Genomic DNA, 15,300 nt, shown 5'->3' with positions numbered 1-15,300 from the left:
CGGGCATGGGGCGTCGGACGCGGCGGGGCCGTCCGGTCGGGTCTCGCACCGGAGAGGACGCGGTCGCCGCCGTCGGCGTTGTCCGTCCCCACGGGCCGCGCGGGCAATCCCAGTTGGAGCCGGGCGGCCCCCGTGGCAGTCTGACGCCGGCCCCTTACGCCGCACACCGCACCTCCGAGGAACTCCACCAGGCATGAGCACACCCCCGCACCCCGCCTCACCCGAGCCCACGGAACCGGGCATACCGCCGCACCCCATGACACCCACCCCGGCGGAACCGGCGACACCGCCAGCCGACGCCGCCGCCCGGGCGGCGGGGGCCTCCCCGGCGAAGGGCCGGGCCCCTCAGGACCCCGCCGACGCCCCAGACGTAACCCCGGCCGCGCCCGCCTCACGGACCCCCGGGCCCTCCCTGGCCAAGGCCCAGACCCCACAGGACCCCGCCGACGCCCCGGGCGTGACCCCGGCCGAGGCCCCGGCCGCGCCCGCCGCACAGACCCCGGACCCCTCCCTGGTGAAAGGCGCCGCCCCACAGGACCCCGCCGACGCCCAGGGCATGACCCCGCCCGAGGCCCCGGCGGCGCCCGCCCCACAGGCTCCCGGGCCCTCCCTGGCCAAGGCGCCCGCCGCTCACGACCCCGCCGACGCTCCCGCCCAGGCCCCGGCCCCCGTCGACCTCTCCGCGCAGGCCGGCGGCACCTCGCCGGGGAAGGGCCCCGCGCCGGAGGCCGCCGTGGGGTCCGGGGTTCAGGGCCCCGCCGCGGCGCCCGGAGCCTTCGGTGCGCCCGCCGCCGCGCCGCGTGACCCCTTCGCGGTGCCCGCCCCCGGCGGCTTCGCGCCCGTCGGGGGTGTGGCGGCCGGGCCCGGGTACGGGTGGGCGGCGCCCGGGTACGCCGGGTATCCCGGGTATCCGGTGGCGGCGCCCGCCAACGGGCTCGCCGTCGCCGCGCTCGTCCTCACGCTCACGGCCGTCCTGCTCGCCATCGTCCCGTTCGTGTTCCCCGTCGGGACCCTGGCCGGGCTCATCGGCATCGGTCTGGCCATCGGGGCCCTGGTCCGCGCCCGCTCCGGCGCCCCGCGCCGGGCGATGGCCGTCGCGGGCCTCGTACTCGGTGTCCTCAGCCTCGGCGTGTCCGCCGGCGGCTACCTGCTGACCGTCGCCGTCATCGACCACGCCCGCGACCTGGACCGGGAGATGGACGGGGACGGGGACTACGACGCGGACGCCGACGACCCCGGCTGGGACCCGTACCCGTATCCCGACCCGACGCCCTCCCCGTCCCCGAGCGCCACCCCGGCGCCCGGCCCGATGCCCTTCGGCCAGACGTACACGTATCCCGACGGGATCAAGGTGACCCTCACCGCCCCGAAGGAGTACGTCTCGTCCAACCCGTACCTCCACGTCGGCCACGCCGTGCAGATCTCCTTCACCATCACCAACGGCACGTCCGAGCCGCACAAGGTCATCTACGCCATGCCCAGCGTCCGCGACGACAAGGGCGTCGAGGGCAAGCTGGTCTTCGACGGCCGGATGCCGAAGCGCATCGAGGGCACGATCGACCCCGGCGCGTCCGCCACCGGCTTCGCCGCCTACGAGGTCCCCGAGGACACCCACGACATCAGCGCCGAGCTGTCCCCCGGCATCCTGATGCCCGCCGCGCGCTTCAACGGCCGCGTCGGCTGAAGCCCGCGACCGGCCCCCCGCCTCGCCGACGCCCCGCGACGGCGCACCCGGGGCACGGGATCCAGGACATCGCGTCAGAGAGACGATTAGACTGGGTTCCGTGCCTCAACTACGTCTGGCTCTGAATCAGATCGACTCGCACGTCGGCGACATCGCCGCCAACGCCGACTCCGTCCTCCACTGGACCCGGCACTCGGCCGAGCAGGGCGCCCACCTCGCGGTGTTCCCGGAGATGGTGCTGACGGGGTACCCCGTCGAGGACCTCGCCCTGCGCGGCTCCTTCGTCGAGGCCTCCCGCACCGCCCTCCGCGACCTCGCGCGGCGCCTCGCGGACGGGGGCCTCGGCGAACTGCCCGTCGTCCTCGGCTACCTCGACCGCAGCGAGGAGGCCACGCCCCGCCTCGGCCGCCCCGCGGGCTCCCCCGAGAACGCGGCCGCCGTCCTGCACCGAGGCGAGGTGGTGCTCCGCTTCGCCAAGCACCACCTTCCCAACTACGGGGTCTTCGACGAATTCCGCTACTTCGTGCCGGGCCAGACCCAGCCCGTGATCCGGGTGCACGGCGTCGACGTCGCCCTGGCCATCTGCGAGGACCTCTGGCAGGACGGTGGCCGCGTCCCCGCCACCCGCTCCGCCGGCGCCGGGCTGCTGATCTCGGTCAACGCCTCCCCCTACGAGCGCAACAAGGACGACGTCCGGCTGGAACTGGTGCGCCGGCGGGCCCGGGAGGCCGGCTGCACCCTCGCCTACCTCGCGATGATCGGCGGCCAGGACGAGCTGGTCTTCGACGGCGACTCCATCGTCGTCGACGCCTCCGGCGAGGTCGTCGCCCGCGCCCCGCAGTTCTCCGAGGGCTGCGTCCTGGTGGACCTGGACCTCCCGGCGGCCCGCGCCGACGCCCCGGAGGGCACCGTCGACGACGGCCTGCGCATCGACCGGGTGATCCTCTCCGAGGAGCCGCTCGCCCGCTACGAGCCGGTGGTGCCGGGCGGCTGCGCGGAGCCCCTGGACGACGACGAGGAGGTCTACGACGCCCTCGTCGTGGGCCTGCGCGCGTACGTCAGGAAGAACGGCTTCCACTCCGTCCTGATCGGGCTGTCCGGCGGCATCGACTCCGCGCTCGTCGCAGCCATCGCCTGCGACGCGGTCGGCGCGCAGAACGTGTACGGCCTGTCCATGCCCTCGAAGTACTCCTCGGACCACTCCAAGGGCGACGCGGCCGACCTGGCCGAACGGACCGGCCTGAACTTCCGTACCGTCTCGATCGAGCCGATGTTCGCCGCGTACATGGGTGCGGTGGTGCTCGACGGCCTCGCCGAGGAGAACCTCCAGTCCCGGCTGCGCGGCACGCTGCTGATGGCGCTGTCCAACCAGGAGGGCCACATCGTGCTGGCCCCGGGCAACAAGTCCGAGCTGGCCGTCGGCTACTCCACCCTCTACGGGGACTCGGTCGGCGCGTACGGCCCGATCAAGGACGTCTACAAGTCGGACGTCTTCCGGCTCGCCCGCTACCGCAACCGGGCCGCCGAGGAGCGCGGCGAGATCCCGCCGATCCCGGAGAACTCGATCGTGAAGCCGCCGAGCGCCGAACTGCGCCCGGGGCAGGTCGACACGGACTCGCTGCCGGACTACCCGGTGCTCGACGCGATCCTGGAGCTGTACGTGGACCGCGACCAGGGGATGGAGGCGATCGTGGCGGCCGGTTTCGACGCCGAGCTGGTCGCGAAGACCCTCCGGATGGTGGACGTCGCCGAGTACAAGCGGCGCCAGTACCCGCCGGGCACCAAGATCTCCGCGAAGGGCTTCGGCAAGGACCGCCGGCTGCCCATCACCAACGGCTGGCGCGAGCGGACGTGACCGCGCGTACGAAGGGGCCCGGCCGCTCCCACGAGCAGCCGGGCCCCTTCGTCGTGTCCTACGGGCGGACCGTCTTCCGTGGCGTCCTACGGCCGGACCGTCAGCCGGGCCGCCACCGGCAGGTGGTCGCTGCCCGTGCGCGCCAGGGTCCAGGAGGCTTCCGGCTTGATCCCGCGGACCATGATCTGGTCGATCCGGGCCATCGGGAACTGCGCGGGCCAGCTGAAGCCGAAGCCGTGGCCCGCCGCGCCCTGGGTGGAGCGCATCTGGGAGGTGACCTCCGAGAGGGCGCGGTCGTTCATGGTGCCGTTGAGGTCGCCGAGCAGCACGACCTTCTTCAGGCCGTCGTTGGCCAGGGCTGCGCCCAGCGCGTCGGCGCTGTTGTCGCGCTGGTTGGCCGTGAACCCGGCGTTGAGCTTGACCCGGACCGAGGGCAGGTGGGCCACGTACACCCCGACCTCGCCGAAGGGGGTCGCGGCGGTGGTGCGCATGGCGCGGGTCCAGCCGAGGCGGATGTCGACGGGCTTGCTGGAGGTCAGCGGGTACTTGCTCCACACGCCGACGGTGCCCTCGACCGCGTGGTACTTGTACGTGCCCGCCAGGGCCTTCTCGTAGACGGGGACGGCGTCGCCGGTGAGCTCGGTCAGGGCGAGCACGTCGGCCCCGGACTTGGCGACGGACTCGGCGGTGCCGCGCGGGTCGGGGTTGTCGGCGTCGACGTTGTGGGCGGCGACCATGAGGTTGCCGCCGCTCGCGGACTTGTCGGTGATCAGTCCGCCGAAGAGGTTCACCCACACCGCGGAGGTCAGCAGTATCGCGATCATCGCGGTGGCGGACTTGCGGACCACGGCGGCGACCAGCAGCAGCGGCACGGCCAGGCCCAGCCAGGGCAGGAAGGTCTCGGTGAGGCTGCCGAGGTTGCCGATGTCGTTGGGCAGCTCCGCGTGGAAGATCATGACCAGTGACACCAGCGCGGCCAGTACGGCGGTCACGATGCCGCGCCGCCAGATGCCCGGGTCCCGCCGCAATGCGGCCATGCGGCGGCGGAAGCCGGATCCGGAGGAGCCGGGCTCGGAGCCGCCGTTCCCCGTCTCCGTCATGTACGCCTGTGCCATGCCATGTCCTCGCTGCCGTGCTCGCGCTCCGTCCCCGCCCCTTGACCCTAGGCGATGTGCGGAGCCTTCCGTGCCGTCCTCGCGGCCCTACTTCCCGGAGGACGAACGGCCGTGCGACTTGGGTTCCGCTTGTCACGAAACGCGCACATTGGCCCGGCCGCGCCCGGAGCCGGGCCGGGAGTGTGGCGTACGGGTCGGCGCGGCGGGAGCGGCCCACTTCCGCCGACGGCCGGGAGGGTGCCACCATGGTGGGTGAGTCCGGGGACGCCGTAAGGGCGCTTCGAGATGACACTAGGAGCAGTTGCAATGACGCACGCCGTTTCGCCTGCCCGCGAAGCCGCCTCCACCACGCTGTACGGAGGCTCGGGCACCCGGCGCATCACCGTCCGCGACCTCGCGCTCGCCAAGGAGCGCGGCGAGAAGTGGCCCATGCTCACCGCCTACGACGCCATGACGGCGTCGGTGTTCGACGAGGCCGGCATCCCGGTCATGCTCGTCGGTGACTCCATGGGCAATTGCCACCTCGGCTACGAGACCACCGTCCCCGTGACGATGGACGAGATGACCCTGCTGTCGGCGGCCGTCGTACGGGGCACCAGCCGGGCCCTGATCGTCGGCGACCTGCCGTTCGGCTCGTACCAGGAAGGCGCCGTACAGGCGCTGCGCAGCGCGACCCGGCTGGTCAAGGAGGCCGGGGTCGGGGCGGTCAAGCTGGAGGGGGGCGAGCGCTCGCTGGCCCAGACCGAGCTGATCGTGCAGTCCGGCATCCCGGTCATGTCCCACCTGGGCCTGACCCCGCAGTCCGTGAACGCCATGGGCTACCGGGTGCAGGGCCGCAGCGACGAGGACGCGCACCGGCTGCTGCGCGACGCGAAGGCCGCGCAGGACGCGGGTGCCTTCGCGGTGGTGCTGGAGCTGGTCCCGGCCGAGCTGGCCGCCGAGGTCACCCGGTCGCTGCACATCCCGACGGTCGGCATCGGCGCGGGGTCGGAGTGCGACGCGCAGGTGCTGGTGTGGACCGACATGATGGGTCTGACCGGCGGGAAGATGCCGAAGTTCGTCAAGCAGTACGCGAACCTCCGCGCGACGATGGGTGACGCGGCGCGGGCCTTCGCCGAGGACGTGGTCGGCGGAACGTTCCCGCAGGCGGAGCACGCCTTCCACTAGTCCGCTAGTCCGCCAATCTGGCCCGCCAGTCCGGTCCGCCGACAGCCGGCCGACAGCCCTGCCCCGGGATGTCGGCCGGCTGTCGGTCGGCTGTAGGGGAATTGTCAGTGGCGGATGGTCCCATGGCGGACATGACGCGAAACGACAAGAACCCCCACGCCGTGGAGGTACGGGGGCTGGTCAAGCACTACGGCCAGACCAAGGCCCTCGACGGGGTCGACCTGGACGTGCGCGAGGGCACCGTCCTCGGTGTCCTCGGCCCCAACGGCGCCGGCAAGACCACCCTGGTGCGCTGCCTGTCCACCCTGATCGTCCCCGACGCCGGCACCGCCGTGGTCGCGGGCTACGACGTGGTCCGCCAGCCCCGGCAGCTGCGCCGCACCATCGGGCTGACCGGCCAGTACGCCTCGGTGGACGAGAAGCTCTCCGGCCGCGAGAACCTCTACATGATCGGCCGGCTGCTGGACCTGTCCCGCAAGGACGCCCGGTCCCGCGCCGACGAGCTGCTGGAGCGGTTCTCCCTGACCGAGGCCGCGAAGAAGGCCGTGATGAACTACTCCGGCGGCATGCGCCGCCGGCTCGACCTGGCCGCCTCGATGATCGGCCGCCCGGCCGTGCTGTACCTGGACGAGCCGACCACCGGTCTGGACCCCCGTACCCGCAACGAGGTGTGGGACGAGGTGCAGCGGATGGTCGCCGAGGGGGCCACCGTGCTGCTCACCACCCAGTACATGGAGGAGGCCGAGCAGCTCGCGAGCGAGCTGACGGTCATCGACCGCGGCAAGGTCATCGCCAACGGCAAGGTGGACGAGCTGAAGGCGCGCGTGGGCGGCCGCACCCTGCGGATCCGGCCCACCGATCCGGCCGATCTGCCGGGCATGGCGCGCGCCCTCGCGGAGACCGGGCTGGACGGCGTGGCCGGTTCCCAGGCCGTCCCGGACGAGGGGGCGCTGCTGGTGCCGATCCTGGCGGACGAGCAGCTGACGGCGGTCGTCGGCCTGCTGGCCGCCCGCGGGTACGGGATCGCCGACATCGGCACGTACCTGCCCAGCCTCGACGAGGTGTTCCTGTCCATCACCGGCCAGAAGCCCACCGCCGAGGACACCCTTTCCACCGAGCAGACCGAGCAGAGCGAGCAGACCGAGGAGGTCGCGGCATGAGCGGCACCGTAACCACGACGAAGCCCACGGCCCCGGCCCCGGCCACGGCCCCCGCGCCCGGCCCGCGGCCGGCCGCGGAGGGCCGGATCGGCCTGCGGGGCAACCTCCGCCACATCAGCGCGCTGGCGCGCCGCAACATGCTCCAGATCAAGCAGGACCCGGAGTCGATGTTCGACGTCCTGTTCATGCCGATCATCTTCACGCTGCTGTTCGTGTTCGTCTTCGGCGGCGCGATCTCCGGCAAGGGCAACCAGGGCGAGTACGTCAACTACGTCGTCCCGGGCCTGATGGCGATGATGGGCATGAACATCGCGATGGGCGTCGGCACCGGCGTCAACGACGACTTCAAGAAGGGCGTGATGGACCGCTTCCGGTCCATGCCGATCGCCCGTTCCTCGGTGCTCATCGCGAAGATCGTCGTCGAGCTGGGCCGGATGATGGTCGCCATCGCGATCCTGCTCGGCATGGGCTTCCTGCTCGGGCTGTCCATCAAGTCCTCGGTGCTGGACCTGTTCCTCGCCATCGGGCTGTCGGCCGTCTTCGGCGCCTCGCTGATGTGGATCTTCATCCTGCTGGGCCTCACCCTGAAGACCGCCCAGGCGGTCCAGGGCATGGCGATGCTGGTCCTGATGCCGCTGCAGTTCGGCAGCTCGATCTTCGCCCCGCCGACGACGATGCCGGGCTGGCTGCAGAGCTTCACCGACGTCAACCCGCTGTCGAACCTGGCCGACGCGGCCCGCGCCCTGATCAACGACACCCCGCTGGGGAACTCCGCGTGGATCACGCTGGCCTGGTCGGTGGGTCTGACGGCCGTCACGATGCCGCTGGCCGTCCGCAAGTTCCGCCAGAAGACCTGACCCGGGGCCGGCCGGTCCGTTCGGATCGCGTCCCGGACGGGCCCCGGCCGGGGGACGGTGCCGGATCAGATGAGGGCGGTGGCCTCCTCCAGGGTGAGGCCACCGCCTTCGGCGTACGCGGCCTCGTACCCGGCGTCGCCCAGCGCCGCCCGTGCCAGCTCCTCGGCACGGGCGGCGTCCTCGCGTTCGGTGGTGACCGGGACGTGCGCGGCCGGCAGGTGGGCGTGGTGGGCGCCGAGCAGCCGGGCGCCGTCCTCCGCCCGGCCGGGGCCGCCGGGTGCGGCGAGGGCGACGGCGGCCGTCAGCAGGAACACGGCGGGCAACTGCGGGGCGACCATCAGCGCGAGCGGGTCGTGGGCGACCGGCAGCGCGTCGCGGACGGCGGTCAGCGCCTGCGCGTACCGGCCCTCCTGGTTGTCGAGCCAGGCCGTCGTGGCCAGCTTGAAGACGTCGAAGGCCGCGTAGGCGCCGGAGGCGAACTCCGCGTCCAGCGAGCGGAGCTGGGCCCGGGCCTCGGGGATGCGGCCGGTGCGGCCGAGGATGCCCGCGAGGAAGAGCCGGGCGGCGGGCCCGGCTTCGGTGTCGTGGCCGCCGCCGGTGGCGATGACCTCGGTGAGGATGTCCTCCGCCTCGGCGGCGTGGCCGGTCTCGGCGAGGGTGCCGGCCATCCGTACCCGCAGCACCGTCACCTGGGCCTTGGCGCCGAGGCGTTCGGCGTGCTCGATCGCCGCGCGGTAGTCCCGGGTGGCCAGGGCGTACGAGCCGGTCTTCTCCCGGGCCTCGGCGCGCGCGGACAGCGCCTCGGCGCAGCCCCAGTCGTCGCCGAGGGCGCGGAAGAGGGCGTGGCTCTCGTCGGCGTCGCGGGTGGCGTCGCCGCCGTGCTCGGCGCGGTTGGCGAGGACGTTGGCGCGCAGCTGGAGCGCGGAGGCCAGTTCCCAGTCGTAGCCGAGGGCGCGGGAGGTGGCCACGGTCTCGTCCAGGACGCGTACGAGCGCGCCGGGCGGCCCGGCGATCATCACGGCGTAGATCCAGAGGCCGGCCGGGGGCCGGCAGGTCTGCGGGAGGCCCGGCCGGTAGACGGAGAGGACGGCGTCGACCTGGGCGCGGACCTCGGGGGTGTGCCAGCTGTCACCGCCCTGGTCGCGGGAGGCGAGGCGGACCATCCGGATGCCGCGCCAGGCCTCGGTGCGCAGTTCCCCGGCGTAGGGCGGGGGTGAGTCCACGAGGCGCTCGTGGACGGGGAGGGCGGGGGCGGCGGGCGGGGCGAAGGGGTCGGGGCCGAGGGCGGCGGCGACGTCGGCCCAGTGCCGGGACTCGCCGCGCAGGTCGTGCATGAACCAGTACCAGACGAGGGAGTGGACGAGGCACAGCACCTCGTCGGCCTCGTGGGCGGCGGCCGCGCGGCGCAGGGCGGTACGGAGGTTCTCGTACTCGGTGGTGAGCAGGGTGACGGCGGCGCGCTGGCCGTGGCCGCGGAGCAGGGGTTCGGCGGTGCGGGCGAGTTCGCGGTAGTGGACGAGGTGGCGCCGCTCGGTGGCGGTGCGGTCGGTGCCGGTGAGCCGTTCGGTGGCGTACTCGGCGACGGTTTCGAGGAGCCGGTAGCGCATGCCGCCCGTGGTGTCATCGGGCTCGGCGACGACGAGGGACTTGTCGACGAGGGACCCGATGACGTCGGTGACATCGGTGACGTCGGCGACGTCGAGGGGGGCGCCCGGTCGCGGCTCGGCGCAGACGGCTTCGGCGGCGGCCAGGTCGCAGCCGCCGGCGAAGACGGACAGCCGGGCGAGGACGGCCCGTTCGGCGGTGTCGAGGAGGTCCCAGGACCAGTCGACCACGGCCCGCAGGGTCTGCTGACGGGGCAGAACGGTACGGGCGCCGCCGGTCAGGAGACGGAAGCGGTCGTCCAGCCGGTCGGCGATCTGACGCGGGGTGAGCAGCCGCAGCCGGGCGGCGGCCAGCTCGATGGCGAGCGGCAGACCGTCCAGACGGCGGCAGATCTCCACGGCGGCGCCCGGGTCGGCGCTGACGCTGAACCCGGGGCGGGCGGCGGCCCCGCGGTCGTCGAGGAGCCGGAGCGCGACGGCGTCGGGCAGCGGGTCCACGGGACGTACGAACTCGCCCGGCACGCCCAGGGGTTCGCGGCTGGTGGCCAGGATCTGCACGCCGGGGCAGTGGGTGAGGAGGCGTTCGGCGAGTTCGGCGGCGGCGCCGACGACGTGCTCGCAGTTGTCGAGGAGCAGCAGGAGCCGGCGGCGGGCGCAGTGTTCGGCGAGCCGGGCGAGCGGGGTCTCGCCGGGGCGCTCGGTGAGGGCGCGCAGTTCCTCGGAGGCGGCGCCGCGCAGCTTCGTCTCGCGGGCGCCGAGTGCGGCGAGGGTCGCTTCGGCGACGTCCTCGGGGTCGTCCACGGGCGCCAGCTCGACGAGCCACACCCCGTCGGGCCAGGCGTCGCGCCCGGCGGCGTGCCGCTCGGCCGCCTCCTGGGACAGCCGCGTCTTCCCGGCCCCGCCGGGCCCGAGCAGCGTGACGAGCCGCGCCCGCGCGAGGTCCTCCCCGAGCACCCGGATGTCCTCGTCCCGCCCCACGAAGGAGGTCAACCGCACCCGAAGGTTCCCGGGCCCATCGGCATGCCCCGACACCGACACCGACGCCCCGCCCGGATACCCCGATCCCGCCGGACCGCCGGCCCCGAACTCCGCGGCGGGCGAAGCCGGGGCCGCGGGACCGGGGCGCGGCGGCATCGAAAGCGCCGCAGCACCGGCCGCCGGGGCCGCAACCCCCGAACCCGTAGCGACGGAAACCGGGCCCGGACCCGAGGCCGCCGGATCCGGACCCAGAGCCGCCGGATCCGGGAACTCCCCGGGCACCACAGCACCGGAACCCACCGCACGGAGGGCCGCGCTCGGCGCCCCCGGGGCAGGGGCCGGGGCTGGGGCGGGGGCGACCGGATCAGGACCCGCCGGGCCGGAAGCCGGCGCGGCCGAGATGCCCGGATCCCCGGACACGGCTGCGCCCGGAGGCGTCGGACCGGGCGCGGGGGCGGCCAAGGGCGTCGAAGCGGACGTGGCTGCCGCCGGGAGCGTCGAGCCGGGCGCGCCCGGAGGTGGGGGCATCGAGCCGGGGGCCGCCGGGGCGGAGGGCGCCGCAGCCGGACCCGGGGCGGCCGGGGGTGTCGAGCCGGGATCGGTCGGGGGCAGGGACGTCGAGCCGGGACCGGCCAGGGACGGGGGCGTCGGGGCGGAGGGCAGCGCCGCCGGGCCGGGGGTCGTCGGGGGCCAGGGGTCGGGCGTGGGGGCCGCCGGGGGCGTCGAGCCGGCTGTGGCCGGGGGCGGCGGCGGGGTGAGGAGTTCCGTGTGGAGGGTGCGGAGGTGGGGGCCCGGGGTGGTGCCCAGGCGGGCTGCCAGGTCGCGGCGGACGGCTTCGTAAGCGGCCAGCGCCTCCGCCGGGCGGCCGACCGCACGCAGGGCCTGGATCCGCAGCACCTGCAAGGGCTCGTCCAGGGGCCGGCGCGCGCACAGTTCGGCCAGCTCCGGCAGGGCCTGTTCCGCTTCGCCCAGGGCCAGGGCCGCGCCCAGCCGGCCCCGGCGCGCGTCCATCCGTACGGCTTCCCAGCGGGCGGACTCCGCGCCCGCCTCCGGCAGGGAGACCAGCGCCGGGCCCCGCCACAGCGCGAGGGCCTCGTCGTACAGGGCTGCCGCCCGGGCCGGGTCCGCCGTGCGGGAGGCGTCCCGGACGAGGCGCTCGAAGCGGTACGCGTCCACGTCCTCCCGCTCCGCCACCAGCAGGTAGCCGCCCTCGACGGAGCGCAGGGCCGGGTGCCCCAGCGCCCGGCGCAGCCGCCCCACCAGCGCCTGGAGCGCGGGCACCGCCTCGGCGGGCGGGTCCGCGTCCCAGACCTCGGCGACGAGCAGTCCGGCCGGCACCGCCCGCCCGGGCCGCAGGGCGAGGGCGGTCAACAGCGCGCGCAGGCGGGCGCCGCCGACGGCGACGGGGCTCCCGTCGTCGCGGCTGGCCTGGGTGGTGCCGAGGATCGCGTACCGCACCGGCCCATTGTCGCCGCCCCCGCGCCCCGGCCCGAACGGGCACCGGGATAGGTTTCGCCGCATGGGTCATCTGGGTCACCACCACGGCAGCCGCGGCGAGCGGCGGGTCAGCTCCGTATTCCTCGGCATCGTCGCCGTCATGGCGGTCACCGGCTGGGCGGTGTGGACCGATTACGCCTCCAGCCCGGGGCTGGCGGTGTTCCTGTTCGTCACCTCGGCGTGGGTCGTCTCCCTCTGTCTGCACGAGTACGCGCACGCCCGCACCGCCCTGCACGGCGGCGATCACACGGTCGGCGCGAAGGGCTACCTGACCCTGAACCCGCTGAAGTACACGCACGCGCTGCTCAGCATCGTGCTGCCGGTGGTCTTCGTGATCCTGGGCGGTCTGGGCCTGCCCGGCGGGGCGGTGTACATCGAGCGGGAGCGGATCCACGGACGCTGGAAGCACAGCCTGGTCTCGGCGGCGGGCCCGCTGACCAACGTCGTCTTCGCGGTGGTCTGCACGGCGCCGTTCTGGCTGGACGCCCTCGACGGGGTCCCCCTCGGCTTCCGCTTCGCGCTCGCGTTCCTGGCGCTGCTCCAGGTGTCGGCGGCGATCCTGAACTTCCTGCCGGTCCCGGGTCTGGACGGCTACGGGGTGATCGAGCCCTGGCTCTCGCACCGGGTCCGGCGCGAGCTGGCACCGCTGGCGCCCTTCGCCCTGATCGGGGTGTTCGCGCTGCTGTGGATCCCGGCGGTGAACGCGTTCTTCTTCGGCGTGGTGGACGGCGTCCTCAGCGGGCTGGGCGTCTCCGACCTGGAGACGTACTGCGGCCACGACCTGTACCGCTTCTGGCAGGACTCGGACGGCTACTGCGCCCTCTCCGGCAACTGACCCGCGCCGCCCGGGCCGCTCCGGGCGGCCTAGCCCGCGGTCCGCTGCTTCTCGGCGCGGGCCTTGCGCACGTAGAACCAGGCCATGTTGGACGTCAGGCCGGCCAGCAGCACCCAGACGATGCCGAGGAAGCTGCCCTCCACGAAGGCGACCACGGCGGCGGCCACGGCGAGGACGCAGACGACAACGGCGAACACGGCAAGGCGGGGCATCGGGCACAGCTCCTCGGCGACACGGGACGGGGGTCGAGCCCCTCCAGTGTCCCCCATCCCCGAGGGCGGCCTTTTCCGCCTTCGCCTGATTCCGGGCATCGCGTCCGGTTACGGTTCGTCCGGGGCTCGCCGTACACGTCGGGCGAGAGCACGAAGACCCCGGCCGCCGCTGCGTACGACGGCCGGCACATGGGGGGGGAACGAAGATGCGGGAAATCGGGAAGGGCGCGAACGTCAGCCTGACCGCGCTGAGCGAGGACGCGGGCGCGGTCGTCGTGAGCCTGAGCTGGACCAGCGCCTCGGGCGCCGGTGACGCGGACGTCTCCGTCCTGCTGCTGGACGAGAACGGCAAGGTCCGGGACGAGAACGACTTCTACTTCTACAACCACCCGGCCGCCGACGACGGCAGCGTGCAGCTGCTGGGCAAGACGCCGACGGAGAACGGTGACGAGGACCGCATCGGGCTCGACCTGACGGCGGTCCCGGCGGGCGTGGCCCGGATCGTGGTGGCGGCCAGTCAGTACGACGGCGCGCGGTTCGGGGACCTGGACGACCTGCGGATGACGGTCGCGGACCGCTCCGGGGTGCCGCTGGTCGGGTTCTCGATCGAGGACGCGGGGGTGGAGACCGCGTTCATCTTCGGGGAGCTCTACCGGCGCGGCGAGGAGTGGAAGTTCCGCGCCGTGGGCCAGGGGTACGAGACCGGGCTCGCCGGGCTCGCGACCGACTTCGGCATCGTGGTGCTGGAGGACGGCGAGGAGGCCGAGGGCGCCGAGGGGACTCCGGGGACGGAAGGGCCCCTCGGAGCCGAGGGGGTTCCGGGAGCCGGGGGGACCGACGCGACCGTGAAGACCCTGGGCGGCGGGGGCTCGGCCCCGGGCGGGGATCCGGAATCCGCCCCCGCGGCCGTCGCCGGGCAGGGCGGTGGACCCGCCCCGGAGGCCGGGCCGGCGGAGCCCGTCGTACCGGCGCAGGGCCGCGCCAGAGGTCCCCGTACGACCAGGAAGAAGGTCACCCTCCCCAAGGTGCCCGGGAAGTCCCTCGCCGAGAACGACTCCTGGCGCCCGGCGCGGCTCTTCCCGGTCCCCTCCCTGAAGAGCGACAAGGAACGCGAGGTCCGCTCGACCTCCGTCCTGCTGTCGGTCATGGCACAGGTTCCGGAACTGGGCCGTCGTCTCACGGCGGGGTTCGGCGCGCCCTCGGGGCGGATGCAGACCTTCACCGAGGTGTCGCTGCCCCACGGCGAGAGCCCGCGGCGCCCGGACGGTGTGATCCGGATCGACCGGGCGGGCAAGCTGTGGACGGCCCTGGTCGAGACGAAGACGAACGGCAACGCGCTGCGGGCCGAGCAGGTCCAGGAGTACGTGGACATCGCCACCCGGCGCGGCTACGAAGCCGTGATCACCCTTTCCAATGACGTGGCCCTCGAAGGCGTCCCGATGGTCGAGGTCAAGATCGACGGTCGACGCCGGCACAAGGTGAGCCTGTGGCACCTGTCGTGGGCGGAGGTGGCCCACCAGGCGCAGATGCTGATCCGCCACGAGGGGGTCGCCAACGCCGCCCACGCCTGGCTGCTCCAGGAGCTCCTGGAGTACCTCCAGCACGAAAACTCCGGCTGCCACGGCTTCCAGAACATGGGGCCCGCCTGGGTCCCCGTACGCAAGGGCATCGAGGACGAGACCCTGTGCGCCGGTGATCCGCGTGCCGTGGAGGTGGTGGAGAGCTGGGAGCGGCTCATCCGGCAGGTGTGCCTTCGCCTGGGCGGAGAGCTGGGGCAGAAGGCGCTGCCGGTGCAGCGGGCGCGGCGGGCCAGCGATCCCCTGGAGCGGCGGGCGGCCGCGGGCGAGGCGCTGTGCGCGGACGGCAAGCTGGTGGCGGAGCTGCGGATCGACGGGACGAGCCGGGTGATAGCGGTGACGGCCGACCTGCGGACGGCGAAGGTCCGCACCTCGGTGGAGATCCCGGCGCCCGCGGGCTCCTACCCCCTGTCCACGGCGAAGCGACTGCTGCGGCTGCTGGCCGAGGCGCCCGCCGACCTGCACGTGGAGAGCCTCGTCGAGGGGACGAACGGGCCGCGCGGGACGCTGGAGCGGCTGCGGCCGGAGCCGGGCGACCTGCTGCCCAAGGACGGTGCGCAGCTCACCGGGTTCCGGCTGACCCTGGTCAAGGGGATGGGCAACACGCGGGGCAGCGCCGAGTCGGGGTTCATCCGCAGCGTGGACGACGCCGTGGAGCGCTTCTACCACGGGGTGGTCGCGCACTTGGGCGCCGCCGACCGCCCGCGCGCGAACGGCGCCCGGCGGGGCTGACCGGGTGGGGGCCCCGCGCCGGGGCCC

General features: G+C 74.1%; 10 protein-coding genes. 7 read left to right on the top strand and 3 right to left on the bottom strand.

What is annotated here, in order from left to right; all coding sequences use genetic code 11:
- Positions 1–193: 193 nt before the first annotated feature.
- Both ACZ6ZT_RS18550 and ACZ6ZT_RS18545 read left to right on the top strand, forming a co-directional pair.
- Positions 194–1,684: a DUF4190 domain-containing protein gene (locus ACZ6ZT_RS18550; protein WP_469720283.1), complete on the top strand. Its 1,491-nt coding sequence runs from the start codon at positions 194–196 to the stop codon at positions 1,682–1,684.
- A 100-nt stretch (positions 1,685–1,784) separates the two neighbouring features.
- The gene (locus tag ACZ6ZT_RS18545) at positions 1,785–3,539 is read left to right on the top strand and encodes an NAD+ synthase (RefSeq protein ID WP_469720281.1); all 1,755 of its coding nucleotides are present in this window, start codon (positions 1,785–1,787) and stop codon (positions 3,537–3,539) included.
- Positions 3,540–3,625: 86 nt separating this feature from the next.
- On the opposite strand, the gene ACZ6ZT_RS18540 is transcribed toward ACZ6ZT_RS18545, so the two are convergent.
- The gene (locus tag ACZ6ZT_RS18540; protein WP_469720663.1) at positions 3,626–4,576 is read right to left on the bottom strand and encodes an endonuclease/exonuclease/phosphatase family protein; all 951 of its coding nucleotides are present in this window, start codon (positions 4,574–4,576) and stop codon (positions 3,626–3,628) included.
- A 384-nt stretch (positions 4,577–4,960) separates the two neighbouring features.
- On the opposite strand from ACZ6ZT_RS18540, the gene panB reads away from it, so the two are divergent.
- The 3 genes from panB (at position 4,961) to ACZ6ZT_RS18525 (ending at position 7,838) form a co-directional block, all read left to right on the top strand.
- Positions 4,961–5,821, top strand: a complete 861-nt coding sequence (panB, locus tag ACZ6ZT_RS18535) for a 3-methyl-2-oxobutanoate hydroxymethyltransferase (protein WP_469720278.1) — start codon at positions 4,961–4,963, stop codon at positions 5,819–5,821.
- A gap of 122 nt (positions 5,822–5,943) precedes the next feature.
- Complete coding sequence (locus ACZ6ZT_RS18530) at positions 5,944–6,981, top strand: ATP-binding cassette domain-containing protein (protein ID WP_469720275.1); 1,038 nt, start codon at positions 5,944–5,946, stop codon at positions 6,979–6,981.
- Positions 6,978–7,838: an ABC transporter permease gene (locus ACZ6ZT_RS18525; protein ID WP_469720274.1), complete on the top strand. Its 861-nt coding sequence runs from the start codon at positions 6,978–6,980 to the stop codon at positions 7,836–7,838. Before ACZ6ZT_RS18530 ends, ACZ6ZT_RS18525 begins: the two co-directional genes overlap by 4 nt.
- Before the next feature lie 65 nt (positions 7,839–7,903).
- On the opposite strand, the gene ACZ6ZT_RS18520 is transcribed toward ACZ6ZT_RS18525, so the two are convergent.
- On the bottom strand, positions 7,904–11,878 hold the full coding sequence (locus ACZ6ZT_RS18520) for an AfsR/SARP family transcriptional regulator (protein WP_469720271.1): 3,975 nt from the start codon (positions 11,876–11,878) through the stop codon (positions 7,904–7,906).
- Positions 11,879–11,939: 61 nt separating this feature from the next.
- Between ACZ6ZT_RS18520 and ACZ6ZT_RS18515 the strand changes: the two genes are divergently transcribed.
- Positions 11,940–12,752, top strand: coding sequence for a site-2 protease family protein (locus ACZ6ZT_RS18515; RefSeq protein WP_469720270.1), 813 nt, complete (start codon positions 11,940–11,942; stop codon positions 12,750–12,752).
- A gap of 29 nt (positions 12,753–12,781) precedes the next feature.
- On the opposite strand, the gene ACZ6ZT_RS18510 is transcribed toward ACZ6ZT_RS18515, so the two are convergent.
- Complete coding sequence (locus ACZ6ZT_RS18510) at positions 12,782–12,964, bottom strand: hypothetical protein (protein WP_469720269.1); 183 nt, start codon at positions 12,962–12,964, stop codon at positions 12,782–12,784.
- 206 nt (positions 12,965–13,170) lie between these two features.
- On the opposite strand from ACZ6ZT_RS18510, the gene ACZ6ZT_RS18505 reads away from it, so the two are divergent.
- On the top strand, positions 13,171–15,273 hold the full coding sequence (locus tag ACZ6ZT_RS18505) for a TerD family protein (protein WP_469720267.1): 2,103 nt from the start codon (positions 13,171–13,173) through the stop codon (positions 15,271–15,273).
- Positions 15,274–15,300 lie beyond the last annotated feature (27 nt).

Source organism: Streptomyces sp. NPDC102258, assembly GCF_055584685.1.
The sequence above is the reverse complement of the archived record's forward strand: the minus strand, read 5'-3'. Positions and strand labels throughout refer to the sequence as shown.